The sequence below is a fragment of the Pseudomonas sp. RtIB026 genome (assembly GCF_016861355.2).
Taxonomy (GTDB): domain Bacteria; phylum Pseudomonadota; class Gammaproteobacteria; order Pseudomonadales; family Pseudomonadaceae; genus Aquipseudomonas; species Aquipseudomonas peradeniyensis.
On the sequence record NZ_AP023348.2, the window covers coordinates 757,491 to 783,411 of the forward strand.

Here is a 25,921-nt window from a genome sequence, read left to right on the forward strand (position 1 = left end):
CGAGCTTCGGTCTCCGGGGTGTCTGGGCTCAAGGCTGGCGGGCTTCGTCCGGCACGCTGTCGAGCATCAGCCCGCCGGTGTCGGTGCCGCCCAGTACCACATAGGCACTGCTGCAGAACAAAGAGTTCAAACGCTTCATGTCGGCAATCAGCTCCAAGTGTAGCGAACTGGTCTCGATACTCTGCACCACTTTACGTTGCAGGCGGCTGACATGGGCGTGGGCCAGGCGCCTTTCCTGGGCGCGGAAGCGGCGTTTCTCGCGCAGCAACTGGTGCGCGCTCTGCGGGTCGGCGCTGAGGAACACCGTCAGGCCCAGGCGCAGGTTGGCCAGCAGCTGCTCCTGCAGGCCGGTCAGTTCCTCCAGGCCGACCTGGGAAAACTCCCGGCGCTGCGAGGTCTTCTGCTGCTGGACCTTGCGCAGCATGCGCTCGATCAGGTCGCTGGCCAGCTTGAGGTTGATCGCCAGCTCGATGATTTCCGCCCAGCGCCGATTGTCCTGCTCGCCAAGATCCTCGCGGGGCATCTGCGCCAGGTACAGCTTGATGGCGTTGTACAGGGCCTCGGCGTCCTCGCCCAGGGCCCGCACCTGCTGCGGCATCGCGGTCTGGGTGCCGCGCAGGGCGCCGAGCATGGCCTCGAGCAGGCTGTCGACGATATCGCCCAGGCGCAGGGTTTCGCGCACGGCGTTGGCCAGTGCCAGGCTGGGGGTGTTCAGCGCGGTCGGGTCCAGGTGGCGCGGCTGGTGATGGCCGTTGCCGTTGTCACGTTCGGGCAACAGGTAGCTGCACACACGGCCCATGGGTTTGACCGTCGGCAGCATCAGCAGGCAGCGCAAGGTGTTGTAGAGCAGGTGGAAGCCGATCACCAGCTCTTGCGGGCTGAAGCTCAGGCTGTCCATCCACTCCACCAGAGGGTGCAGCACCGGGATGATCAGCAGCAGGCCGACGATCTTGTACAGCAGGCTGCCCAGCGCCACCCGGCGTCCGGCGCTGTTCTGCAGGCTGGTGGTGAGGAAGGCGAGCAGGCCGCTGCCGATGTTGGCGCCGATCACCAGGCCGATGGCGACCGGCAGGCTGATCACCTCGGCGCCGGCCAGGGTGGCGGTGAGCAGCACGGCGGCCAGGCTGGAGTAGGAAATCATGGCGAACAGCGCGCCGATCAGGGCGTCGAGCAGGATGTCGCCGGTCAGCGAGGCGAACAGCACCTTGACCCCCTGGGCGTGGGTGATCGGCGCGGCGGCGTGGACGATCAACTGCAGCGCCAGGATGATCAGGCCCAGGCCGATGCCCACCCGGCCCAGTTGGCCGGCGCGGGTCTGCTTGCGCGAGAGGAAGAAGATCACCCCGAGGAAGATCAGCAGCGGCGACAGCCAGGACAGGTCGAAGGTCAGCACCCGCGCCATCAGCGCAGTGCCCACGTCGGCACCGAGCATGATCGCCAGGGCCGGGGTCATGGCCATCAGGCCCTGGCCGACGAACGAGGTGACCAGCATGGCCGTGGCGTTGCTGCTCTGCACCATGGCGGTGACCAGGATTCCGGCAATGAACGCCAGCGGACGCTTGTTCATGTTCTGGCCGAGCACCCGACGCAGGTTCGAGCCGTACACCCGCAGGATGCCGGTCCGCACGATATGGGTGCCCCACACCAGCAGCGCCACGGCGGAGAGCAGGTTGAGCAGGGTCAGCATGGTCGGGCCCCCTTTTCTTCTATGCCCCTGGGCGGGGCCAATGGGTGCGGCGGTGAGCCTGGCCCGGGGGTGGGCTGGTTTTTTCAGTGCTCACTGAAGCTTTAGTTGTTTTGCGCAGTGGGTGCCAGCTTGGCATGACTGAAATCTATTTGAAACACGGGTGGCCTGTAGGAGCGGCCTTGTGCCGCGAAAGGGGCGCGCAGCGGCCCCAGGATCTTGGCATCATGCAAGATTGTCGGGACCGCTCTGCGGTCCTTTCGCGGCACAAGGCCGCTCCTACATGGGCGTGGATGCGAAAAAGGGCCCCGAAGGACCCTTTCACTATCGCGCTCCTGATCTTACTGACCGGGAATGTCCTTACGCAGTTTCACCGGATCGTGCTCCTTGCCCTTCTTGCGCGCCAGCGCCGTGCGCATGCGGATGTTGATCGCCTCCACCGCCAGCGAGAAGGCCATGGCGAAGTAGACATAGCCCTTCGGCACGTGAACATCGAAAGATTCGGCGATCAGCACGGTACCGACGACGATCAGGAACGAAAGCGCGAGCATCTTCAGCGATGGGTGCTTGTCGATGAAGTCGCTGATAGTGCCGGCGCAGAGCATCATCACCAGCACCGCGACGATGATCGCGGCGATCATCACCGGCACGTGGGAGACCATGCCCACCGCAGTGATCACCGAGTCCAGGGAGAACACGATGTCGATGATGGCGATCTGGATGATGGTGTAGAAGAACTTGCCGCCCGCGCCTTTCGGCTCGTCCGCGCTCTCGTCCTCGCCTTCCAGGCCGTGGTAGATCTCCTGGGAGCTTTTCCACAGCAGGAACAGGCCGCCGAAGAACAGGATCAGGTCGCGCCCGGAGATGCCCTGGCCGAGCACATGGAACAGGTCGTCGGTCAGGCGCATGACCCAGGTGATCGACAGCAGCAGCATGATCCGCGTGACCATGGCCAGGGCCAGGCCGAAGATCCGCGTGCGCGGCTGCATGTGCTTGGGCATGCGGCTGACCAGGATCGAGATCATGATGATGTTGTCGATCCCGAGCACGATCTCAAGGGCCGTGAGGGTTAAAAAGGCAACCCAGATTTCCGGGCTGGTCAGCCATTCCATGTGTATTCCTTCGAGCAGTAAAGGCAAAGCGCCCAAATGGTGGGCGCTTTGCGGTTGGATGATGCGCTTGTGTTACAGACTGCTGAACAGCGGGAAAGTCCCCAGGGCCAGCGCGCCGAACATTATGCACAGGCACACCAGCACTGCCCACTTGAGGGTGAAGCGCTGGTGATCGCCGAACTCGATGCCGGCCAGGGCCACCAGCAGGTAGGTGGAGGGTACCAGCGGGCTGAGCAGGTGTACCGGCTGTCCGACGATCGACGCGCGGGCCATCTCAACCGGGGTGACGCCGTAGTGGCTGGCGAATTCCGACAGTACCGGCAGCACGCCGTAGTAGAAGGCGTCGTTGGACATGAAGAAGGTGAACGGCATGCTGACGATCGCGGTGATCACCGCCATGTACGGGCCGAACGCTTCCGGAATCACCGCCAGCAGGCTCTTGGACATCGCGTCGACCATGCCGGTGCCCGACAGGATGCCGGTGAAGATGCCTGCGGCGAAGATCAGCCCGCTCACGGCCAGCACGCTGGAGGCGTGGGCGGCGATACGGTCCTTCTGCTGCTGCAGGCACGGGTAGTTGACGATCATGGCGATACTGAAGGCGATCATGAACAGCACCGGCAGCGGCAGCAGGCCGGCAATCAGCGCGACCATCAGTGCCGCGGTCAGGGCGCCGTTGAACCAGATCAGTTTCGGCCGACGTGCTTCGGGGAACTGCGACACGCTGATCTCGCTGTGGTCGATGTCGTCAGTCGGCAGATGCAGCTCGCCCAGGCGGGCACGCTCGCGCTTGCCGTACCAGTAGGCGATGGCCAGGATCGCCGCCACGCCGAAGGCCATGGCCGGGATCATCGGCACGAATATGTCCGACGGGTCCACGTGCAGGGCGCTGGCGGCACGGGCGGTGGGGCCGCCCCACGGGGTCATGTTCATCACCCCGCCGGCGAGGATGATCAGGCCGGCCATGATTCGCGGGCTCATCCCCAGACGGCTGTACAGTGGCAGCATGGCGGCGCAGCAGATCATGTAGGTGGTGGCGCCGTCACCGTCGAGGGACACCACCAGGGCCAGCACCGCGGTGCCGACCGAGACTTTCAGCGGGTCGCCCTTGACCAGCTTGAGGATCTTGCGCACGGCCGGGTCGAACAGGCCGGAGTCGATCATCAGGGCGAAGTAGAGAATGGCGAACATCAGCATCACGCCGGTGGGCGCGAGCTTGCTGATGCCTTCGAGCATCATCGGGCCGATCTTGGCGGAAAAACCACCGAACAGGGCGAACAGGATCGGTACCAGGATCAGCGCGATCAAGGCCGACAGGCGCTTGGTCATGATCAGGTACATGAAGGTGATGACCATGGCGAAGCCGAGGAAGGTCAGCATGGCGGTACTCCAGGCGTGGCGCGGCGAAAGGAAGGACGATTCGGGCGGATCAGCGCGTCAGGCGCTGCGCGGGGAGCAGGCGGAGGGGTACTGCGAAAAGGCGGGCACAGGAAAACATCAGAATCACCATTGTTGTTGTTGATTGGGCCGGGCGCGGAAGTTTCCGGGTGCCCTGGCTGACCGGTCTGCTGCCGGTGGTGGCGCTATCCTATGTGGGCAAGCTTTCAGCCAGCTTTCGGCTGCGGTCAGGCGACGGGAGGTCGTTCGATGGTGGATGTCGTGGAAGGCGGGTGTCATTGCGGGGCGTTGCGCTACCGGCTGCAGGCCGATCTGGGCGATGTCGCCCATTGTCATTGCTCGATTTGCCGGCGGGTCAGCGGCGGCACGCTGGTTACCTGGGTCACCCTGCCCCTTGCGGGCTTCCAGTGGCTGGCGGGCTCGCCCCAGCGCTACATGGCGCCGCAGAGTTGCAGCCGGTATTTCTGTGGCAACTGTGGGGCGCATGTGGCGCTCGTGACCGCGCATAGCCCTGGAACGATCGATGTGACGGTGGCGACGCTGGATCATCCCGAGCGGGTGCCGGCCAATCGGCATATCTGGGTGGGGAGCCGGTTGCCGTGGTTGCAGGTGGATCAGGGGTTGCCGGAGGAGGACGAGGAAAGCCTTTGAGGTTTGGTGCTGGCTGTCGGGCTGCGAGACTTCTGTAGGAGCGGCCTTGTGCCGCGAATGGGCTGCAGAGCAGCCCCGGCGATTTTTGCGTCAACACTGAAATCCTGGGGCTGCTACGCAGCCCATTCGCGGCACAAGGCCGCTCCTACAGCGATGATGGTGGACCCATACCTCAGGGCAGCTGCAGCCCCCCGGCCGCCTTGTGCAACGCCCGCAGGTGCTCGCCCACCTGCTTGATATTGGCCTCCACCGCCTTGATCTCCCTGCCCCGCTCCGGCCCCAGCAGCGCCCTCACCTGCTGGTCCAGGTCGGTGCTCAGCCGCAGCAGCTGTGCCTGGCGCTCGCTGCTTACCTGCTCCAGCTGCTTGCGTTCGGCAGGCTGCGGCAGGCCGTAGCCCCCTGCCCCCAGCAACTCCGCCGGGCGGCTGAGGAAGCCGCTGTTGGCCAGCATCGCCTGCAAGGTCTCGTTGGCCTTGTCGAAGCTGCCGTCCTTGAGTGCCCGGCCGTTCAGGTACCGTTGCTTGACCTCGTCCTGGGCCAGCAACAGCTGGCGGCGCAGGCCGGCCTGCTCGAGCAGCAGCAAGGCCGCGCTGGTGCGCAGGTCGGCGCGGTCGAACCACTGGCGGCGCTGCTCGGCGTCCAGCGCCAGCCAGTCTTCCACGCTGGTCTGGCTGATCGGCAACTGCTTGCGCAGCACATCGAACATCGCCTGGTAGCGGTCGCGGTAGGAGTCGAAGCGATAACCCAGGCGCAGGGCCTCGCGCGGGTCGTCGAGCACGTGGGTATCGGCCAGTCCCCTGCCCTTGAGCACCTCCAGCAAGCCGTTGGGCATGATGCTGTCGAGGTCGTTCAGGCGCGGGTTGCCAGTGCCGCTGCGCAGCAGCTTGAGCGATTCCACGGCGCAGTTGTTGGACAGGAAGTAGTAGTTGCCGTCGTAGCTCCAGTGCATCTCGGCGGCCTGGCGCACCAGGTTCTCGATCTCGCCACGGCTGAGCTTGAGCGGCACCGAGGCCAGGCTGCGCAGCTCGGTCTTGGTGTATTCGTCGATCACCTGCCCCAGCGGTAGCACGAACAGCCGCGAGGGATAGGCGCCGGTCAGGCCGTCCCAGCTGGACAGCTGCACGTCGTTGACGAAGGCGCGGTACGACAGCACCAGGCTCTGGTCCAGGTCCAGGCGGCAGGCCGGCCCGCGCGGGCGGCCCGGGGCGCAGATCACCAGGCGCAGCATGCTGTGGCCCCAGCGGCTGACCCAGTTCTGGTTGGCCTCGGCCAGCAGGTAGTCCACCTCGTAGACCCGCTCCGGGTCGATCTCGCCCAATGGCTGGCGGGCGAAGTCGTTGCCGGCGTTGAGGAACGGCAGGCCCTTGGCGCAGGCATCCTGTTGCGGCGCCCAGCCGAAGTGCTCGCGCAGGTACTGGTTGAGCGCCGGGCGACGGCAGCCGTAGCTCGGGTCGAGGAGGAAGTACTCCATGTTGACCGCGATGAACTCCTTCGGGCTGCTCAGCTCGTAGGGATCCGGGCTGCGCACCAGCTGGCCGTTGTGCTGCTCGCGCTCGCCGCGCCGGCCGACGTACTGCGGCCAGCCGGCGAGGTCCAGCAGGCGCGGGTCGTCGCTCAGGGTGAAGCGGCGTTCGGCCTGGCCACGGCAGTCCTGCGGCAGCCCGACCTTGCCCAAAGCGCCCTGCTGGCGCTTGCAGCGGCTGATCAGCTGGCGCTCGGCGTCCGGCCACAGGCGCGCGCGGTCATAGATATGGGTGAGCTCGTGGAGCACGGTGGCCAGCAGTTCCTCGCGGACCGTGCCGTGGGGACGGTTGGTCTTCTCGCGGGCGGCACTGCCGTCGACCAGGCCCGGCAGCAGGCGCCGGTTGAGGTCCAGGCTGGCCACCGGAGAGGCCTGGCCGTAGGCGTCCTCGGGCATGCGCTCGGTCCAGCCGACCAGGATCTGCCGGTCCAGTTGCTGCTTGAAGCGCGGTGGCAGCTTGGCCATGGCTTCGTCGAGCAACGTCTGGGTCGCCTGCTGTTGCGCAGGGTCGAGACCGTCGCGCTGCAGTACCAGCTGCAGGTCGGCCAGGGCGGGCGTGCCGAGCAGCGTCAGGGCGCAGCCCAGCAGCCAGGCACGCACGCGCTTCACAGGGCGAGGATGGCTTCGGCCAGCACCTGGTCGCTGGCGTCACGGGCCTCGGGGACGCGGGCGCGCAGGGTGTCGAAGGCGGCCTCGAGCTGGGCACCGCGGATATCACCGTTGCTGGCGACGAAGCTGGCGGCGTCGTCGTGGGCTTCACGCACCACTTTCGAGTCGCGGATCGAGGTGGTGGTGTCGGAGGTGAAATCGATCGAACGGCCAAAGGCGCGGACGATGATGTTGCTGGTGGCCACCAGGGTGTGGGCCTGGGCCAGGTCGGCGAGCAGCAGCATGCCGAGGGTGGCGGCGATCAGCGGTTTACGCATGGAGCATCTCCGGAAATACAGGGGAGTCGAGTGTAGTTATTGGACGAGAATCGCTTCGGCCAGTTCACGGTCGCCGACAGAGTGCCGGGCGACGTTCTGGTGCAGCATGTCCAGCGCCGCCTGCAGGCGCGCGCCACGGATCCGGCCGTCGCTGGCGACGAACGCGGCGGCGTCGTCACGGGCGGCGGCGACCAGCTTGCGGTCGAACGGCGCGGCGCTGACCTGGCTGGTGACGTAGCCGCTGATGACCAGGCTCTGGGTAGTGGTATCCATGGCTTGGGCGCTGCTGATGCAGGCCAGGGCGAACAGTGAAGGCAACAGGTAACGCATGGGCGGTCTGGCGGCGATGGTCTCGGGCTGCGAAGGCTACCCCGGATCCACTGGCCGGGCCAGTGAATCCGGGCAGTGCGGGGCTCAGATGGCGAGGATGGCGCGGGCCAGCTGCGCGTCGCTGGCCTGCAGCTCCGGCAGTTGCTGGCGAATGTGCACGAACGCGCTCTCCAGCTTGGCGCCGCGGATGGCACCGTCGCTGCCGACGAAGCTGGCGGCATCGTCACGGGCGGCCTTGACGATCTTGTCGTCGCGGAACGAGGAGGAGATGTCGGAGGTGGCGTCGGTGGAGGCGGCTACCGCGCCCACCACGGCGTCGGTGGTGACGACGAAGCTGGTGGCATTGGCTGCGCCGGCGAGCGACAGCAGCAAGGCGGCGCCAAACAGGTGATAACGGGACATGGTCGGGGACTCCTGCACTGGGTCTGGATAGTTCTGCTTATCGGACGCTCGCTTGGCTCGTCACGGTACTTTTCTCTGCCAGGCGTGTAGGACAAGCGTAACACGCGCTGGTTCGGGCGTTTGGTTCGAGAAAAGATCACAAATCGTAACTGTACCTGTCCATTTGTGATTAATTAAAACTGTGTTGTTCTGTTGTGCGGCCGCTCTAGCCCGGGCTTAAAACAAAAAACCCGTCGCAGTTTCCTGCAACGGGTTCTTGTGAATTCGCGGTGCCGGCCTGGGCCGGCGCTTAGCGCCAGAACGGCTTGCTCAGCTCTTCGTAGCGCTGCGACTCGCTGATGCCGGCGTCGGCCAACAGGCGGGAGTCCAGGCGCGCCAGCTGGCGGCGGCTGGCCATGCGGCGCTGCCACAGTACCAGGGTGGACAGGACGCGCAGCGGCAGGGCGGCGTTGGAAGCTTGGGCGTTTTCGAAAACCAGACCGGAACTGAGGGTACGTTCCATGATGTGTCATCCTTCCGCTTGTGGCGGCATTAGGGAGTGATTTAACTGGTGCCCATCTTCCTCTTCTCTCGTCCAGAACAGTAGGTACAGTTCAGGTGTATTGTGAGGGGGCAGTTAACTGTTGGAAGGGACTGTTGCACTGGTTATTGAGGGAACTGTACTGGTGCGCACTGGTTTGGTGCGATTTTGTGGTGTTGGTGGGGAAATGGTAAGCAGGGAGTGATGTTTTTGGCGGTACAGTAGTACAGTTTTAGATATGTTTTGGCTTGAAAGTGTTCGACGACAGAGTTGCAGCGCCTATGAAATCGAGCGCCGCCCGCGCGGCGCATCGCGGCACAAGGCCGCTCCTACATCTGTTTCGGGCCAGTCAATCCTGTGCCATTACCTGGTCCGCCTTGTTTTTACGACGCAATTTCAATGTGGACACCACTGCCGCTTCACCTGCCTCAAGACATGCACCAAGGCGGGCAACCATGGCCTGACAGGTTAGGCACGTTGCAATAAATGTAGGAGCGGGCTTGTCCCGCGATGCGCCGCGCGGGCGGCGCTCGGTCTCAAGGGCGCTGCAAGACCATCGCCAGGCACCTGTCCGCCATTACGCGATCCCCAAACCCCTCACGCCGACACCGCCGCCCCCCGCGCCCGCTCGGCCTTGCCCAGCAACCGCTTCATCCGCCACTCAAAGCCGAACGTCAGCGCCACCGCCGCGCAAGCCAGGCCCAGTGCCAGCCCCCACCAGATACCCTGCGCGCCGCCCCCGAGGTTGAAAGCAAACAGCCACGCGCTCGGCGCGCCCACCAGCCAGTAGCACACCAGGCCGATCAGGAACGTGGTCTTGGCGTCCTTCAAACCACGGATAGAACCCATGGCGATGGTCTGCACGCCGTCGAACAGCTCGAACCACGCCGCCACCATCACCAACTGTACCGCCAGCATGAAGATCGCCGCGAAGGCCGGGTCGTTACGGTCGATGAACAGCCCGACCAGGGCGTCCGGCAGCAACCAGAACAGTGCGGCGAAGGCGAACATCAGCGAGGCGCCGAAACTGATCCCCACGCGCCCGGCGCTGCGCGCCGCCAACAGGTTGCCGGCACCATAGTAGAGACCGACGCGCATGGTCACCGCATAAGAAAGGCCGGTCGGTACCATGAACGCGGTCGAGACGATCTGCAGGGCGATCTGGTGCGCCGCCAGTTCCGTGCTGCCCAGCACGCCCATGCACAGGGCGGCGAAGGCGAACAGGCCCACTTCGACCATATAGGTGCCGCCGATCGGCAGCCCCAGTCGCCACAACTCGCGCAGCGCCGGCAGGGAAGGGCGCGACAGGCCCTTGCGCAGCGGGTAGGCGGCATAGGCCTTGTACCAGCGTATATAAAGCGCGAGGGCGATGGCCATGCCCAGGGTCACCACCGCGGTGACCAGGCCGATACCCATCAGCCCGAGCTTGGGCAGGCCGAACATGCCCTCGATCAGCGCATGGTTGAGCAGGTAGTTGGCCACCGTGCCCACCAGGCTGATGACCATCACCGGGGTCGAGTGGCCCAGGGCGCTGGTGAAGCCGCGCAGGGCCATGAAGGTCATGTAGCCGGGGAGGGCGAGCGGCAGCAGGGTGAGCAGCTGCATCGCAGAATCGACGTTCTCCGGCTTCTGGCCGAACAGCAGCAGCACCGGCTTGAGGTTCCACATCACCAGCGCCGAGACCAGCGCCAGGCCCCAGGCCAGCCACAGGCCGCTCTGGGCCAGGCGGGTGACGCCCTCGGTGTCGTTGGCGCCCTTGCGGATCGCCACCAGCGTGCCGACCGCGGCGATCACGCCCAGGCAGAAGATCGACACGAACGAGTAGCTCGCCGCGCCCAGGCCGCCACCGGCCAGGGCCTGGGGACTGATGCGGGCCATCATCAGGGTGTCGGTGAGCACCATCAGCATGTGCGCCAACTGCGAGGCGATCAGCGGCCCGGCCAGGCGCAGCAAAGCCTTGAGTTCAGTGGTGGGCGCAACATGCATGGGGGCGGTCCTTCTGGATGATTCGGGGAAGCGAGCCGTCGATTCTGAGGCCTCGGTCAGCTTTGCACAAAAGGATAAATGCGATCACTGACATGAGTATGACTCATGCATGTATGATCCTGTGTATCCGACCTACGCCCCGCCTGACAGGTGCGCCATGACCCGCCAACTGCCTCCGCTCTATGCGCTGCGCGCATTCGAAGCCGCCGCCCGGCTGAGCTCTTTTACCCGTGCCGGGGAAGAACTGTCGATCACCCAGAGCGCGGTCAGCCGGCATATCCGCACCCTCGAGGAGCATTTCGCCTGCCGCCTGTTCGTGCGCAGCGGCCGCAGCCTGCAACTGACCGAGGCCGCACGCATGCTGCTGCCGGGAGTGCGCGACGGCTTCGCCTCGTTGGAGCGGGCCTGCGACGCCTTGCGCGGCGAGGACGACATCCTGCGCATGAAGGCGCCCTCGACCCTGACCATGCGCTGGCTGCTGGCGCGCCTGAGCCGTTTTCGCCACCTGCAGCCGGGCAACGAGGTGCAGCTGACCAGCGCCTGGATGGATGTCGATCATGTCGACTTCAACCAGGAGCCATTCGACTGCGCGGTGCTGCTCAGCGATGGCAGCTTCCCGGCGGACTGGGAGGTGCGCCGGTTGTTCTCCGAGTTGCTGATCCCGGTGGGCGCGCCGGACCTGCTCGACGACGCGCCTTGGGACGAGCGGCGCCTGGCGGGCATCGAACTGCTGCACCCCACGCCGGACAAGCGCGACTGGCGTGCCTGGCTGGCGCGCATGGGGCTGACCGACAAAGTCTCGCTCAAGGGCGGGCAGGTGTTCGACACCCTGGAGTTGGGCATGATCGCCGCGGCACGGGGCTATGGGATCTCCATGGGCGACCTGCTGATGGTGGCCGAGGACGTGGCCCAGCGCCGGCTGAGCCTGCCCTGGCCGACCGCGGTGGCCAGTGGCATGGACTACTACCTGGTGTGGCCGCGGACCCGGCCGGGCGGGGAGCGGTTGCGCAGGTTGAGTGTATTCCTGCAGGAGGCGGCGGCGGCGATGGACCTGCCGGCTGTGCAGGTGCTGTCGGCGCAAGGCTGAGGACCATCGCGGGGCAAGCCCGCTCCCACGCTGATGATGCCTGCAACTCTGTTCCCCGGGCGACAGTGCAACCCAAAGCGCTGGGTAATCACCTAAGCAGAGCGACAGGGCCCTGTCGCAAGAAAACGTTTGCGAATATCCCGGTCCGGCACTCAAGTATTTCCTACAGACGCCGATCAACTTGCACCAGCGTCCCGGAAGAGGACGCGATTCCCCGTCGATATGCAGCGGGCGGTCAGCGTGATCAGGACGATCCCGGCCTCTTGCCAGGAGCCTTGCCATGTCTCAACCGCGTGCCCGAATCGCCTCGCAGCTCGGGATTGCCCTCGCCATCGTGCTGGCGCTGGTGATCACCGGCAGTACCCTGTTCGCCCTGCGTTCGCTGGACGACGCCAACCTCACCACCCGCCAGGCGCACCTGGCCAGCGAGGCGCGCCTGCTGGCCGACCAGCTCGACACCTTCCACGGCTCGCTCAAGGACAACACCCAGCGCCTGAGCGGCCTGTTCGAGCGCCGATTCGCCTCGGGGCTGGCGTTGCGCGCCGGTGAGACGGTCAACGTCGCCGGTGCCGCGACACCGGCGCTGTACCTGGGCGACCACCTGCTGAACAACGATTTCCGCCAGGTCGACGAGTTCCAGCAGATGACCGCCGGGGTGGCGACCCTGTTCGTGCGCAGCGGCGATGATTTCGTGCGCATCAGCACCAGCCTGACCAAGCAGGACGGCAGCCGCGCCATCGGCACCCAGCTCGATCGCCAGCATCCGGCCTACGCCAAGCTGATGGCCGGGCAGACCTACGTCGGCCGCGCCGTGCTGTTCGAGCGCAACTACATGACCCGCTATGTGCCGGTGCGTGACGGCGGTGGCAGGGTGATCGCGGTGCTGTTCGTCGGTTTCGACTACACCGACGCGCAGAACGCCCAGTTCGCCAACCTCAAGCGCTTTCGCATCGGCCAGACCGGTTCGCTGGCGTTGCTGGACGAGCAGGGCAAGTGGCTGGTGCCGCCGGCCGAGGTACGTGACGGCGAGGCGGCGGCCCAGGCGGTCAAGGCGCTCAAGCCGGGGGTAGGGCAGTTCTGGGCCGGTGCCGGCGAGCCGGTGTTCAGCGTCACCGAGCCGTTCGCCGAGGGCCCGTGGACCGTGGTGGCAAGCATGCCCGAGGGCGAGATCCGCGAAGTGACCTGGAGCGTCGGCCTGCGCCTGGCCATCGGCAGCGTGCTGGCGATGCTGCTGGCCGTGGCCGCCACCCTCTGGCTGCTGCGGCGCAAGCTGCGCCCGCTGGGCGACCTGGTGCGCCAGGCCGAAGCCCTCGGCGCCGGCGACCTGAATGCCCGGCTGAGCGTCACCAGCCAGGATGAAATCGGCCAGCTGGCCCGCAGTTTCAACCAGATGGGCGAGGCGCTGGCGACCATGGTCGAGCATATCCGCACCGCCTCAGACCAGGTCAGTGGCCGCGCCCGTTCGCTGTCGGGCCTGTCGTCCGGCGCCTGCGAGGGCATGGACCAGCAGTCCGGCGAGATCACCAGCATGGCCGGCGCGGTGGAAGAGTTCAGCGCCACCTCGATGAACATCGCCGACAACATGGCTGGCACCGAGCGCATGGCCCGCGACAATGCCCAGCAGACCCGTATCGGCCGCAGTGCCATGGACGAAGCCTCGGTTTCCCTGCGGCAGATCGCCGAGGCGTTGGGCGGAACCGCCAGTGTAATGGACACCCTGGGCGCCCGCTCGCAGGAGATCGGCGGGATTGTCGGCGTGATCACCTCGATCGCTGAGCAGACCAACCTGCTGGCGCTGAACGCCGCCATCGAGGCGGCGCGCGCCGGCGAGCAGGGCCGTGGATTCGCCGTGGTTGCCGACGAGGTCCGTGGCCTGGCCGCGCGTACCCGCCAGGCCACCGACGAGATCTCGGGCATGATCGCCAGCATCCAGCAGCAGACCGGCCATGCCATCAGCACCCTGGAGCAGGGCAACCAGCTGATGCAGGAAGGCCTGGCGCGCAACGACAAGGTGGCCGAGGCCCTGGCCCGGATCGACGAGCAGAGCAGGGTGGCGGGCGAGCAGTTCGCTGTCATCAGCACCGCGACCCAGGAGCAGAGCAGCACCGCGACGGTGCTCAGCCGCAATCTGCAGAGCATCGCCCAGGCCAATAGCGAGCAGCGTGATGTGGCCAATGAACTGGCCATGACGGCCCGCGAGCTGGAAGGGCTGGCGGGGCAGTTGCGCCAGGAAGTGGATCGGTTCCGTACCCACCGGTAGTGCACTGGGGCTGCCTTGCAGCCCGTTCGCGGCACAAGGCCGCTCCTAAAGGCGAGCACGTTCCCATGTAGGAGCGGCCTTGTGCCGCGAAAGGGCCGCGAAGCGGCCCCAGCAGTTTCAAACCCTACAGAGTCCCCAGACCCAACGCCTGCGCACACGCCTGCAACGACCTGCGCTCGCTCTGCGCATACAGCGCCAGCTCATCCTGCACCTGCAACCCCAGCGCCTGCTCGAAGGCCTCGCGGTTGGCGTTGCTGCCATAGTCGGCCTGCCCATCATCCCCCAGGTTGGACTGGAAGATCCCCGCCGCGCTCACCGGCAGGAAATCCTCGTACACCAGCGCCTCGAAATGCACGTGCCCGGCGTCGATCAACCCCTGCAGGGTGGTCGGGCGATCCTGTTGCCCACGCTCGGCCAGGCCTTTCTCGGTGGCGAAGTAGCGGAAGTACGCCAGCCCCTGCTCGCGCATCTGCGCCAGGTCATCCGGAAACGCGGCGAAGTGCTCCGCAAGCAGCGCCCTGTATCGCTCGGCATTGGCCTCCGCCGGCGCGCCGCCCAGGGCTGCGCGGGTCGCATCCAGAAGACGGTCGTACAGCTGGCGCCCCTTGGGCGTCAGCGCCGCGCCGCGCTGTTCGATCTCGCCGAAGCGCGCCGTGTGGCTGCCCTGGGCATCGCTGAAGGCGACCTTTTCCTGCAGGGCCTTGAAGCTGGTCTGGCGCAGCAGGATCGGCTGGCGCCGGGTGGGCGGCCCTTCGATCACGGCTTTGGGCGGGATGCCCTTGGCCGGCATGCCGAGCTGGATCGCGTCGATGTCCAGGGTGCGCGGGGTCAGGTGGTTGATATGCGGGCCTTTGAATGCCACTACGTCGGCAATCAGCCGGTGCTGGTCGTGCAACTGTTGGTACTGCTCGGCGCTGACCGTGGCGTCCTGGTGCCAGCGGAAGGTGTGCAGCGCCTCCTGGACGAAGGTCTCGGCATCGCTCGCGCCCAGGCCGCCGTCGCGTTCGCATTGGGCGATCAGTTCGAGTACGCGGGGGGTGAAGATCTGCCGTTTCTCCAGGATGCCCTGGGCCAGTGCGCGCAGTTGCGGGTTGTCGATCAGCTCCAGGCGCAGCAGCGAGGTGAACACGCGGAACGGGCTGATGTGCAGCGACTGTTCGTGCACGGCGCGAAATGCGGTGGAGTGCACCGGTACGCCAGCCGAGCTCAGGTCGTAGTAGCCGACCGGCTGCATGCCCATCACCGCGAACAGGCGGGCGATGGTGGCCAGTTCCTCGGCGGTGCCCACGCGGATGGCGCCGTGGCGCTCCTGGTCGAGGCGTTCGATCTCGCCGGTCCAGCGCAAGGCCTCGGCCACCTTGGGCTGTGCGGCCATGACCTGCTGGTTGGTCTCACTCACCAGCTCGAGCAGCGTGCCGTACAGGGGGACTTCCTGCTTGTACATGAGCGACATGGCGGCAGAGAACTGCGCGCGGATGCTGTCGGGGCTGACGAAATCGTGGGCGGGCATCGCAAGCTTCCTGGGTGAGTGGAGGACACTTACATGAAAACTGGGAATGGAGCCGGCGTACAAGCGAAAAAAAGTGCGGGTTTCATTCCTTTTTTGATCGACCTTGAGGGCCATGGGGCTGCTTTGCAGCCCTTTCGCGGCACAAGGCCGCTCCTACAGGCGAGCGCGTTCCCATGTAGGAGCGGCCTTGTGCCGCGAAAGGGCCGCAAAGCGGCCCCGGCGATCTCAAGCCTGCAGTTGTTCCCGAACCCACTCCACCAACGCCCGCACCTTCGGCACCTCCGCCGCATGCTCGGCATACGCCAGGTAATGCGCGCCATTGCTCTTCATTGCATGGTCCCAGGCCAGCACCAGGCTGCCCTCGGCCAGCTCCCGGGCCACCAGGTAACGCGGCACCAGCGCCACCCCGCACCCAGCCTGCGCCGCGCTCAAGGCCATGTAGAAGGTGTCGAAGCGCGGCCCGTGGTAGCTGTTGTCGGTGTGCAGCCCTTGCTCCAGGAACCACGCGTGCCAGGCCTCCGGGCGCGAGGTGCTCTGCAGCAATACCAGCTCCGCCACCGCACCCGCGTCAGGCAGTGTGCGCCCTTGCAACAGCTCCGGCGCGCACACCGGCACCACCTCTTCGCCGAACAGCTCGACGCAGGTCGCCCCGGGCCAGGTACCCTGGCCATAGAAGAACACCACGTCGGCCGACCCCTGCAACAGGGCGAACGGCTCCATTTCGTTGCGGATATCCAGGTGGATATTCGGGTGGCGCTTGCCGAAGCCTTTTAGGTGCGGAATCAGCCAGCGCACGCCGAAACTCGGTTGAGTGGCTACCTTCAATACTTCGGTCTGCGAGCCATAGCTCAGGACATAGCGGCTGGACATGTCCACCTGGGTGAGGATCTTGTTCACCTCGGCCAGGTACAGGCTGCCGGCGGGGGTCAGTTGCAGGCGTCGGCGGATGCGCAGGAACAGGTGGTGGCGCAGCATCTCCTCGAGCTGCGCCACCTGCTTGCTCACCGCGCTCTGGGTCAGGTGCAGCTCCTCGGCGGCACGGGTGAAGCTCAGGTGGCGGGCTGCGGCCTCGAAGCACTGCAGGGCGGTCATGGACGGAACCAGGCGTTTGGACATAAGCGGTCTCGGCGGCTGAAATCATTACCTGGCGGAATGATATGCGGAATAAAGGTCGTTTGTTGCACCTGTGTAATCGGATTAATACTGACCCACATCCTTTTCCACCCCTTCACCCGATGAAAGGAGAAGCACAATGGTTGCTGCACTGCTCGAGCGTCTTGGCGTTGCCGCCGCGGCTCACACCCAGGGCGACTACCCTGTTCATACCCCGATCGACGGCAGCCGCATCGCTTCGGTGAAGCTGCTCGGCAAGGCCGACACCATTGCCCGCATCGACCAGGCGCAACAGGCCTTCGAAACCTGGCGCAGCGTGCCGGCCCCGCGTCGCGGCGAACTGGTGCGCCTGTTTGGCGAGGTGCTGCGCGAGCACAAGGCCGACCTCGGTGAATTGGTCTCCATCGAAGCCGGCAAGATCACCCAGGAAGGCCTGGGCGAAGTGCAGGAAATGATCGACATCTGCGACTTCGCCGTCGGCCTGTCGCGCCAGCTGTACGGCCTGACCATCGCCTCCGAGCGCCCGGGCCACCACATGCGTGAAACCTGGCACCCGCTGGGTGTAGTGGGGGTGATCAGCGCCTTCAACTTCCCGGTGGCGGTATGGGCGTGGAACACCGCGCTGGCGCTGGTGGCCGGTAACGCCGTGGTGTGGAAACCGTCCGAGAAGACTCCGCTGACCGCCCTGGCCTGCCAGGCACTGTTCGACAAGGCCGTGAAAGCCTTCGGCGATGCGCCGGCTGGCCTGGCGCAACTGGTGATCGGTGGCCGCGAAGCAGGCGAAGCCCTGGTCGACGACCCACGTGTGCCGCTGGTCAGCGCCACCGGCAGCACCCGCATGGGCCGTGAAGTCGGCCCGCGGGTCGCCGCGCGATTCGGGCGCAGCATCCTCGAGCTGGGCGGCAACAACGCCATGATCCTGGCCCCGAGCGCCGACCTCGACCTGGCCGTGCGCGGCATCCTGTTCTCAGCGGTCGGCACCGCCGGCCAGCGCTGCACCACCCTGCGCCGCCTGATCGTCCACCGTTCAATCAAGGACGAAGTGGTCGCCCGGGTCAAAGCCGCCTACGCCAAGGTGCGCATCGGCGACCCGCGCAAGGACAACCTGGTCGGCCCGCTGATCGACAAGCAGTCGTTTGATTCCATGCAGGGCGCGCTGGCCAAGGCCCGCGACGAGGGCGGCCAGGTGTTCGGTGGCGAGCGCCAGCTGGCCGAGCAGTATCCGAACGCCTACTACGTGTCGCCGGCCATTGCCGAGATGCCGGCCCAGAGCGACGTGGTTCGCCACGAGACCTTCGCACCGATCCTCTACGTGGTGGCCTACGACGACTTCGAAGAGGCCCTGCGCCTGAACAACGAGGTGCCGCAAGGCCTGTCGTCGTGCATTTTCACCACCGACATCCGTGAGGCCGAGCGTTTCCAGAGCGCCTCGGGCAGCGATTGCGGCATCGCCAACGTCAATATCGGCACCAGCGGCGCGGAGATCGGCGGGGCGTTCGGGGGTGAGAAGGAGACCGGGGGCGGGCGTGAGTCCGGGTCGGATGCGTGGAAGGGTTATATGCGTCGGCAGACTAATACCGTGAACTATTCGCGGGAACTGCCGCTGGCGCAGGGTATCGTGTTCGACTGATGATCGCAGGCGGGGGCTTTGCCCCCGTTTCGCGGCACAAGGCCGCTCCTACAAAGGCAACGCGCTTCCTTGTAGGAGCGGCCTTGTGCCGCGAAAGGGCCGCGCAGCGGCCCCATGGGCAAGAAGAACAACAGCTGGAGCCGGGCCATGTCCGAACTGCGTCAAGAATGTCTGTGGGAACACGTCACCCAGTCGACCGTCGCCGCACAGGCCCTGGCCGGCGAGCACAAGGCCGATGTCTGCGTGATCGGCGGCGGCATTACCGGCCTGTCGGCGGCGATCCACCTGCTGGAGCAGGGCAAGTCGGTGATCCTGCTGGAAGCCTGGAAGATTGGCCACGGCGGCTCCGGGCGCAACGTCGGCCTGGTCAACGCCGGCACCTGGATCCGCCCCGACGACGTCGAGGCCACCCTCGGCCACAAGCAGGGCAGCCGCCTGAACAAGGTGCTCGGCGAGGCCCCGGGTGAAGTGTTCGCCATGATCGAACGGCTGGGCATCGACTGCCAGGCCCGGCACCAGGGCACCTTGCACATGGCGCACAACGCCACCGGCATCGCCGACCTTGAGGCCCGCCACCAGCAATGGACCCGGCGCGGCGCCGACGTCGAGCTGCTGACCGGCGCGCAATGCCAGGAATATTGCGGTACCGACAAGATTTCCGCCGCGCTGCTCGACCGCCGCGCTGGCACCATCAACCCCATGGGCTATACACAAGGCCTGGCCGCCGCCGTGAACCGGCTGGGCGGCAAGCTGTTCCAGCAGTCCTCGGTCGAAGGGCTGGAGCGCGACGGCGATGCCTGGCGAGTGAAGACTGCGCGCGGCGCGGTGCGCGCCGACAAGGTGGTGATTTCCACTGGCGCCTACACCGAAGGCGACTGGAGCAACCTGCAGAAGCACTTCTTCCGCGGCTATTACTACCAGGTCGCCTCCAAGCCCCTGCACGGCGCCGCCGCCGACAAGGTCCTGCCCCATGGCCAGGGCTCGTGGGACACCCGCACCGTGCTCAGCAGCATCCGCCGCGACGACCAGGGCCGCCTGCTGCTCGGCAGCCTCGGCCGGGTCGACAACAAGCCGGCGTGGTTCGTGCGCAGCTGGGCCGACCGTATCCAGAGCCACTACTACCCGGCGCTGGGCAAGGTCGAGTGGGAGATGCACTGGACCGGTTGCATCGACTTCACCCCGGACCACCTGATGCGCCTGTTCGAACCGGCGCCGGGGTTGGTGGCGGTGACCGGCTACAACGGGCGCGGCAACACCACCGGCACGGTGATCGGCCGGGCGTTTGCCGAGTTTCTGCTTAAGGATGATCCGGACAGCCTGCCGATTCCGTTCTCGCCGATGAGACCGGTGAGCGCGCCGTCCTTGCGCACGGCGTTCTATGAATCGGGGTTCTCGCTGTATCACGCAGGGCAGTGTCTGCGGGTGGTGCTGTAGGTACTGGCGCACCTGTAGGAGCGGCCTTGTGCCGCGAAAGGGCCGCAAAGCGGCCCAAGCGATTCTTGCTTCAACGCTGAAACCCTGGGGCCGCTTCGCAGCCCTTTCGCGGCACAAGGCCGCTCCTACAGGGGGATGGCGGTGCTTGGCTACTTGTGCAGCCAGCTCAGGAACCCACCTTTCTTCACTGCCGCCGGCTTCTGCAGCAGCAGTGACTCGCGCTTCTGCCGGCGGAACCGCTGCAGCTTGGTCAGCGCCGACTTCACATCCCCGCTCTCGGTCAGGCAACCGCGCACCTGTTCCTTGTCAATCCGATAGAGCATGCAGCCGCTCAGGGCGCGGAACTCGACCGGAGACGCCTCGTCGTCCACCAGCCCCTCCAGCCCCAGCACCTCCCCAGGCCCCATGCGCCCGCCTTCGATCAACCGCTCGCCGTCGCGCACCGAGGCCAGCACCACGCCACGGCTGATCAGCAGCACATGCTCCGAGCGCTCGCCGATGCCGAGGATGACCTGGTCGGCCAGGTACTCCACCGTGGTCATGCGCTGGCTCAGGGCATCGCGCTCTTCGTTGCTCAGTGAGCGGAACACCCGCACTTCCTCCAGCAGCTCGCGCTGGCGGCTGCGCACGGGGGCGCCGAGCTCGGTATTCCAGGTCACGCCGCTGGCTTCCAGGTGGCGGTGGGCCAGGTCGAACAGCTGGTTGCGCACCTCGGTCTTGCGCGACATCTCGGCGATGAAGCCACTGGCCTCGTACTCCACCGACTCCAGGCTCGAAGCCTTCACCGTGACCTTGGGCGCCGGCTTGTCGAGCAGGATGCTGGTGCCTTGCAGGGTCTTTTCCAGCGCATCGAACACCCGCTGCGGACGCACCTTGGCCGGCACCACCACGCTGATCGACACCCCATGCACCTCGGCCGGGCGGCTGAAATTGAGGATCTTGGCCTTGGCCGCCACCGAGTTGGGGATCACCGCCAGGCTGCTGTTGCCGGTGATCAGGCGGGTGGCCCGCCAGTCGATGTCGACCACCTTGCCCTCGGTGCCGTCGATCGAGATCGCGTCGCCGATCTGGTAGGGCCGCGTGGTGTTCAGCACGATGCCGGAGAACACGTCGGCCAGGGTGCTCTGCAACGCCAGGCCGATGACGATGGCCATCACCCCGGAGGTCGCCAGCAGGCCCTTGACCGGCAGTTGCATCACATAGGCCGCCGCCGCCACCGCCGCGACCAGGAAGATCAGCGCCCCGACCACATCCTGCAGCAGGCGCCCGCCGTGGCTGCCGCGTGCCACCAGCAACAGGCCGAACACCACCGTCACCGTGCGCGCGCCGAACAGCCACCAGCCGATCGCCAGCACCGTGGCCATCAGGTTGCGCGAGACATCGTCGGCCCAGGGCGGGGGTTGCAGCGGGCTCATGCCCGCCGTCAGCAGCACCGCGCTGAACAGCAGGAAGCACACCAGCCGCGTGGCGATACGCCAGGCCCGGTGGTGCAGCGGGATCAACTGCCAGAGCAGCAGGTCGAGCAGGATCAGCAAGGTGCCGAGCAACAGCGGGTATGACTGGATGAACGCCAGCATGGTGGTCTCGGTGCGGGGGAGGGCTGTGGGTAGTAATAGAGCAGGTTGGGGTGGCAGGCAATGGGGTGGCGATAGTGCTGATGGCCTCTTCGCGGGTAAACCCGCTCCCACAGGTTCTTCGCCACCTTCAAGGCCTGTGCGATCCCTGTGGGAGCGGGTTTACCCGCGAAGAAGCCAGCACGCCCAATCGTTCATAAAATAGAACGCTACAGCCAAATTTCGCTATCTACCGCCACAAAGGTCCAGGTTTTAATCTTCTCCCATCAACGCGAAACACCCACCCCACTGAAGATCGAAACCCAAGGAGCACCGGCAATGAACAACTTCAAATACAACCGCCTGAACAAAGACGACGCCGCCGTACTGCTGGTCGACCACCAGGCCGGCCTGCTGTCCCTGGTCCGCGACATCGAGCCGGACCGCTTCAAGAACAACGTGCTGGCCCTGGCGGACCTGGCCAAGTACTTCAACCTGCCGACCATCCTCACCACCAGCTTCGAGCAAGGCCCCAACGGCCCGCTGGTGCCGGAACTCAAGGAACTGTTCCCGGATGCCCCGTACATCGCTCGCCCCGGCCAGATCAACGCCTGGGACAACGAAGACTTCGTCAAGGCGGTGAAGGCCACCGGCAAGAAGCAGCTGATCATCGCCGGCGTGGTGACCGAAGTGTGCGTGGCCTTCCCGGCGCTGGCGGCCCTGGAAGAAGAGTTCGAGGTGTTCGTGGTCACCGATGCTTCCGGCACCTTCAACGAAATGACCCGCGATGCTGCCCACGACCGCATGAGCCAGGCCGGCGCGCAACTGATGACCTGGTTCGGCGTCGCCTGTGAGCTGCACCGCGACTGGCGCAACGACGTCGAAGGGCTGGCCGCGCTGTTCTCCAACCACATCCCGGACTACCGCAACCTGATCACCAGCTACAACGCCCTGACCGCCGGCAAGTAAGCCGCCGCCAGCCTGGCACCGCGAGGTGCCAGGCAAGGCAGCACACCCATCCAATCCAGCGCTCGTCTGCTGTTGCACAGTGGATGCAGGCCAGCTCATCTCCAGGGAATGTCAGCGATGAACACCGCAACCGAAGGCAACCGCAGCGTCGTCACGCTGGTGATCCAGCACAAGGTCCGTGCCCAGGCGCTGGTGCACTACGAAACCTGGCTCAAGCGCGCCGTGACTACCGCTCGCCAGCAGCCCGGTCATCTGGACGTCAATGTCATCCGCCCGGACGACGGCGGTCGCCACTTCACCACCGTGGTGCGCTTCGCCGACGCCGGCCTGCTGCAGGCCTGGGTCAACTCTGCCGAGCGTCAGGCGCTGATCAGTGAAGTGCTGCCACTGTTGGAAGACGGCGACCAGACCCAGGTGCACGATGACCCGGAATTCTGGTTCACCCCGCCCAGCGTCGGCGCCGCGCAACCACCGCGCTGGAAACAGGCCCTGCTGACCTACCTGGTGATCTGCCCGATGACCCTGGTCATTCCCCAGCTGCTGGCGCCGCTGTTTGCCCGCTATCCGCTGCTGGGTGGCCAGATCACCGGCAACTTGATCACCAACCTGTTCGTCATCTTGCCCGTGGTGTTCTACATCATGCCCTGGGTGACCCGCCGCTGCGCCGGCTGGTTGCGCCGCTGAGCGCCCGCCGTGATCCATTGCTAGCCTTCAACCGCCTGCCGATCACCCACCCGGACGGAGAGCACCATGAGCCAGGACCCTACCGACCAGAGCCGCCGCAAGTTTCTCGCCACCAGCACCGTGCTCGGTGCCGCCGGCGCGCTGTGGAGCGCATTGCCGTTCACCGATTCCGCCCATGCCGCCCTTTCAGGAGATCCCATGAACGCCGACCTCATCTTGTTCAATGGCAAGTTGCACACCGTTGACCGCGAGAAGCCCACCGCCAGCGCCGTCGCCATCAAGGACGGCAAGTTCCTCGCCGTGGGCAGCGACGCCGAAGCCATGGCCCACAAGGGGACCGCCACGCAGATCATCGATCTCAAGCAGCGCACGGTGATCCCCGGCCTTAACGACTCGCACCTGCACCTGATCCGCGGCGGCCTGAACTACAACCTCGAACTGCGCTGGGAAGGCGTGCCGTCGCTGGCCGACGCCCTGCGCATGCTCAAGGACCAGGCCGAGCGCACGCCGACCCCGCAGTGGGTGCGCGTGGTCGGTGGCTGGAACGAGTTCCAGTTCGCCGAGAAACGCATGCCCACGCTGGAAGAGATCAACCAGGCCGCGCCGGACACCCCGGTGTTCCTGCTGCACCTCTACGACCGCGCGCTGCTCAACCGTGCCGCGCTCAGGGCAGTGGGCTACAGCAAGGACACGCCCAATCCCCCGGGTGGCGAGATCCAGCGCGACAAGTTCGGCAATCCCACCGGCATGCTCATCGCCCGGCCCAACGCCACCATTCTCTACGCCACCCTGGCCAAGGGGCCGAAGCTGCCGCTGGAGTACCAGGTCAACTCCACCCGCCAGTTCATGCGCGAGCTCAACCGCTTGGGTCTGACCAGCGCCATCGATGCCGGCGGCGGCTACCAGAACTACCCGGACGACTACCAGGTGATCCAGGAGCTGGCCAATAACGACCAGCTGACCGTGCGCATCGCCTACAACCTGTTTACCCAGAAGCCCAAGGAAGAACTGGCCGACTTCAAGAACTGGACGCAGAAGGTCAAGCCGGGCGACGGCAACGACTTCTTCCGCCACAACGGCGCCGGCGAGATGCTGGTGTTCTCCGCCGCCGACTTCGAGGACTTCCTCGAACCACGCCCGGACCTGCCGCAGACCATGGAGCAGGAGCTGGAGCCGGTGGTGCGTCACCTGGTCGAGCAGCGCTGGCCGTTCCGCCTGCACGCCACCTACGACGAGTCGATCTCGCGCATGCTCGACGTATTCGAGAAGGTCAACCGCGACATCCCGTTCAATGGCCTGCCGTGGTTCTTCGACCATGCCGAAACCATCACCCCGCAAAACATCGAGCGGGTCCGGGCACTGGGCGGTGGCATCGCCATCCAGGACCGCATGGCCTTCCAGGGTGAGTATTTCGTCGACCGTTATGGCGCCAAGGCCGCCGAACACACCCCACCGATCAAGCGCATGCTCGACATGGGCGTGCCGGTGGGGGCGGGCACCGACGCTACCCGGGTGTCCAGCTACAACCCGTGGACTTCGCTGTACTGGATGGTCAGCGGCAAGACCGTCGGCGGGCTGGAACTGTATCCGGAAGGCCTGAGCCGCGAGACCGCGCTGCAGCTGTTCACCCATGGCAGCGCCTGGTTCTCCAGCGAGCAGGGCAAGAAGGGGCAGATCAAGGTCGGCCAGCTTGCGGACCTGGCGGCGCTGTCGCTGGACTTCTTCAGCGTTGATGAAGAGGCGATCAAGGGCATCGAGTCGGTGCTGACCATCGTCGACGGCAAGGTGGTGTACGGCGCCGCCGAGTTCGACAAGCTGGGCCCTGCGCAGGTGCCGGTGTTGCCGGAGTGGTCGCCGGTGGCCAAGGTGCCGGGGCACTGGCGCGCCGGTGCGCCGATGGCGGCGGCGTTGCACCAGTGCGTTGGGCCGTGCGGGGTGCATGCCCACAGCCATGAGAAGGCGCGGCATTCCAGTGTGCCGGTGAGTGATTACCAGGGCTTCTGGGGTGCGTTGGGTTGTTCCTGCTTCGCCTTCTGAGTGGGCCAGGGGCCGCTTTGCGGCCCTTTCGCGGCACAAGGCCGCTCCTACAGGCGAGCGCATTCCCATGTAGGAGCGGCCTTGCCGAGGCGTCGGACCGGCCGGAAAGGGCTGCAACGCAGCCCCAGTATCTAAGCCATGTCGCTGATGGCGAACTCCTCCGCCAGATGATCGATCAACGACCGCACCGACGGCAGCAACCCGCGCCGCGACGGGAAGATCGCATGCACGATGCCGCAACGCGGATGCCAGTCCGGCAGCATCTCCACCAGCCGCCCCGCCGCCAGGTCCTCGCGCACCGCCACCCTGGGCAGGTGCGCGATTCCCACGCCCGCCACCACGAAATGCCGCAGCGCGAACAGGTCATCGGTGACCATCCGTGGTTTGTGCGGGATCACCAGGCTGCGACTCATGTCCTCACCCTGGAACAGCTCCCACTGGTATTCACGCTGGGCGCCACCCCAATGCACGCTAGGTAGCTCACTGAGTTGCTGCGGGTCAAAGCCTTGTGCAAGCTGTTCGAGAAACGACGGGTGGCCGACCAGGCACTGGGTGCTGTTGCTCAGCACCTTCATCACCATGTCGGTATTCTCCAACGGCGGGAAGCGCACCCGTAGCGCCACGTCGAAGCCCTCATGCAGCAGATCGACGCGGCGGTTGGTGCTCTCGATGAACAGCTCCACCTGCGGATACTTGAGCATATAGCGGGTCAGCATCGGCCCGACCCAGGAGTTGAGCAGGGTGGTCGGGCAGCTGATGCGCACCAGCCCGCGTGGCTCGCTGCGGTTGCGCTCGATGATCTCGGCGGCGCCCTCGGCCTCCACGCGCATGGCCAGGCAGCGGTTGTAGTAGGCCTGGCCGATCTCGGTCAGCGAGCAGTGCCGGCTGGTGCGGTGCAGCAGGCGCACGCCGAGGCGCTCCTCCAGGTCGGCGATGCGCCGGCTGAGCTTGGACTTGGGCATGTCCAGCGCCCGCCCGGCCGGGGCGAAGCCACCGTGCTCGACCACCTGGGTGAAGTAGTAGAGGGAGTTGAGGTCTTCCAAGGGGCGATCTCCGCAGCGCGCCGGGGACAATGGCTCGCAGTCTACCGGGCGACGGTGGCCCTCATCCAAC

At 66.0% G+C, this 25,921-nt stretch carries 21 protein-coding genes and 1 pseudogene; 9 read left to right on the top strand and 13 right to left on the bottom strand.

The window, feature by feature from the left end:
- Nucleotides 1-28 precede the first annotated feature (28 nt).
- The 3 genes from PRtIB026_RS03460 to PRtIB026_RS03470 all read right to left on the bottom strand — a co-directional run bounded on the left by PRtIB026_RS03460 (nt 29) and on the right by PRtIB026_RS03470 (nt 4,176).
- Nucleotides 29-1,687, bottom strand: coding sequence for a Na/Pi cotransporter family protein (locus PRtIB026_RS03460; protein ID WP_203649085.1), 1,659 nt, complete (start codon nt 1,685-1,687; stop codon nt 29-31).
- Nucleotides 1,688-2,025: 338 nt separating this feature from the next.
- Entirely contained in the window at nt 2,026-2,796 is a 771-nt protein-coding gene (locus PRtIB026_RS03465) for a TerC family protein (RefSeq protein WP_186712185.1), read from the bottom strand.
- A 72-nt stretch (nt 2,797-2,868) separates the two neighbouring features.
- Entirely contained in the window at nt 2,869-4,176 is a 1,308-nt protein-coding gene (locus PRtIB026_RS03470; RefSeq protein ID WP_203649083.1) for a CitMHS family transporter, read from the bottom strand.
- Between the two features lie 267 nt (nt 4,177-4,443).
- Here PRtIB026_RS03470 and PRtIB026_RS03475 point away from each other — a divergent pair, with 267 nt between their 5' ends.
- Nucleotides 4,444-4,845 (top strand): GFA family protein, encoded by a 402-nt coding sequence (locus PRtIB026_RS03475; protein ID WP_203649081.1) that lies wholly within the window; start codon nt 4,444-4,446, stop codon nt 4,843-4,845.
- Nucleotides 4,846-5,017: 172 nt separating this feature from the next.
- Here the strand turns inward: PRtIB026_RS03475 and PRtIB026_RS03480 are convergent, their stop codons facing one another.
- From PRtIB026_RS03480 to PRtIB026_RS03505, 6 genes are all read right to left on the bottom strand, one after another.
- Nucleotides 5,018-6,976 carry a DUF4105 domain-containing protein gene (locus tag PRtIB026_RS03480; protein ID WP_203649079.1) on the bottom strand — a complete coding sequence of 653 codons (1,959 nt, stop codon included), beginning with the start codon at nt 6,974-6,976 and terminating at the stop codon, nt 5,018-5,020.
- Nucleotides 6,973-7,293, bottom strand: a complete 321-nt coding sequence (locus PRtIB026_RS03485; RefSeq protein WP_011531558.1) for a DUF2388 domain-containing protein — start codon at nt 7,291-7,293, stop codon at nt 6,973-6,975. Before PRtIB026_RS03485 ends, PRtIB026_RS03480 begins: the two co-directional genes overlap by 4 nt.
- Nucleotides 7,294-7,329: 36 nt before the next feature.
- Nucleotides 7,330-7,623 carry a DUF2388 domain-containing protein gene (locus PRtIB026_RS03490; protein WP_203649077.1) on the bottom strand — a complete coding sequence of 98 codons (294 nt, stop codon included), beginning with the start codon at nt 7,621-7,623 and terminating at the stop codon, nt 7,330-7,332.
- Between the two features lie 84 nt (nt 7,624-7,707).
- Nucleotides 7,708-8,025, bottom strand: coding sequence for a DUF2388 domain-containing protein (locus tag PRtIB026_RS03495; protein WP_203649074.1), 318 nt, complete (start codon nt 8,023-8,025; stop codon nt 7,708-7,710).
- Between the two features lie 289 nt (nt 8,026-8,314).
- Entirely contained in the window at nt 8,315-8,527 is a 213-nt protein-coding gene (locus tag PRtIB026_RS03500) for a DUF1127 domain-containing protein (protein WP_110735977.1), read from the bottom strand.
- Between the two features lie 615 nt (nt 8,528-9,142).
- A complete protein-coding gene (locus PRtIB026_RS03505; protein WP_203649071.1) occupies nt 9,143-10,531 on the bottom strand; it encodes a NorM family multidrug efflux MATE transporter in 1,389 nt (462 codons plus the stop codon).
- 157 nt (nt 10,532-10,688) lie between these two features.
- On the opposite strand from PRtIB026_RS03505, the gene PRtIB026_RS03510 reads away from it, so the two are divergent.
- From PRtIB026_RS03510 to PRtIB026_RS26530, 3 genes and pseudogenes are all read left to right on the top strand, one after another.
- Entirely contained in the window at nt 10,689-11,618 is a 930-nt protein-coding gene (locus PRtIB026_RS03510) for a LysR substrate-binding domain-containing protein (protein WP_203649068.1), read from the top strand.
- 280 nt (nt 11,619-11,898) lie between these two features.
- A pseudogene (locus tag PRtIB026_RS26525) lies at nt 11,899-12,963 on the top strand (Cache 3/Cache 2 fusion domain-containing protein); the annotation flags it as partial.
- A 219-nt stretch (nt 12,964-13,182) separates the two neighbouring features.
- The gene (locus PRtIB026_RS26530; protein ID WP_420713652.1) at nt 13,183-13,878 is read left to right on the top strand and encodes a methyl-accepting chemotaxis protein; all 696 of its coding nucleotides are present in this window, start codon (nt 13,183-13,185) and stop codon (nt 13,876-13,878) included.
- 124 nt (nt 13,879-14,002) lie between these two features.
- On the opposite strand, the gene PRtIB026_RS03520 is transcribed toward PRtIB026_RS26530, so the two are convergent.
- Both PRtIB026_RS03520 and PRtIB026_RS03525 read right to left on the bottom strand, forming a co-directional pair.
- Entirely contained in the window at nt 14,003-15,388 is a 1,386-nt protein-coding gene (locus PRtIB026_RS03520; protein WP_232855488.1) for a VOC family protein, read from the bottom strand.
- Between the two features lie 225 nt (nt 15,389-15,613).
- Nucleotides 15,614-16,504, bottom strand: coding sequence for a LysR family transcriptional regulator (locus tag PRtIB026_RS03525; protein ID WP_050703230.1), 891 nt, complete (start codon nt 16,502-16,504; stop codon nt 15,614-15,616).
- 136 nt (nt 16,505-16,640) lie between these two features.
- Here PRtIB026_RS03525 and PRtIB026_RS03530 point away from each other — a divergent pair, with 136 nt between their 5' ends.
- A complete protein-coding gene (locus PRtIB026_RS03530; RefSeq protein WP_203649062.1) occupies nt 16,641-18,131 on the top strand; it encodes an aldehyde dehydrogenase family protein in 1,491 nt (496 codons plus the stop codon).
- 147 nt (nt 18,132-18,278) lie between these two features.
- On the top strand, nt 18,279-19,565 hold the full coding sequence (locus tag PRtIB026_RS03535) for an NAD(P)/FAD-dependent oxidoreductase (protein ID WP_203649059.1): 1,287 nt from the start codon (nt 18,279-18,281) through the stop codon (nt 19,563-19,565).
- A 149-nt stretch (nt 19,566-19,714) separates the two neighbouring features.
- Here the strand turns inward: PRtIB026_RS03535 and PRtIB026_RS03540 are convergent, their stop codons facing one another.
- Nucleotides 19,715-21,142 (bottom strand): mechanosensitive ion channel family protein, encoded by a 1,428-nt coding sequence (locus PRtIB026_RS03540; protein WP_203649056.1) that lies wholly within the window; start codon nt 21,140-21,142, stop codon nt 19,715-19,717.
- A 315-nt stretch (nt 21,143-21,457) separates the two neighbouring features.
- On the opposite strand from PRtIB026_RS03540, the gene ycaC reads away from it, so the two are divergent.
- The 3 genes from ycaC (at nt 21,458) to PRtIB026_RS03555 (ending at nt 24,808) form a co-directional block, all read left to right on the top strand.
- Nucleotides 21,458-22,087, top strand: a complete 630-nt coding sequence (ycaC, locus tag PRtIB026_RS03545; RefSeq protein ID WP_110735958.1) for an isochorismate family cysteine hydrolase YcaC — start codon at nt 21,458-21,460, stop codon at nt 22,085-22,087.
- Between the two features lie 117 nt (nt 22,088-22,204).
- Entirely contained in the window at nt 22,205-22,771 is a 567-nt protein-coding gene (locus PRtIB026_RS03550) for an antibiotic biosynthesis monooxygenase (protein WP_203649053.1), read from the top strand.
- A 66-nt stretch (nt 22,772-22,837) separates the two neighbouring features.
- A complete protein-coding gene (locus tag PRtIB026_RS03555) occupies nt 22,838-24,808 on the top strand; it encodes an amidohydrolase (RefSeq protein ID WP_203649050.1) in 1,971 nt (656 codons plus the stop codon).
- Between the two features lie 131 nt (nt 24,809-24,939).
- On the opposite strand, the gene PRtIB026_RS03560 is transcribed toward PRtIB026_RS03555, so the two are convergent.
- Nucleotides 24,940-25,851 (bottom strand): LysR substrate-binding domain-containing protein, encoded by a 912-nt coding sequence (locus PRtIB026_RS03560; RefSeq protein WP_203649047.1) that lies wholly within the window; start codon nt 25,849-25,851, stop codon nt 24,940-24,942.
- Between the last annotated feature and the right edge of the window lie 70 nt (nt 25,852-25,921).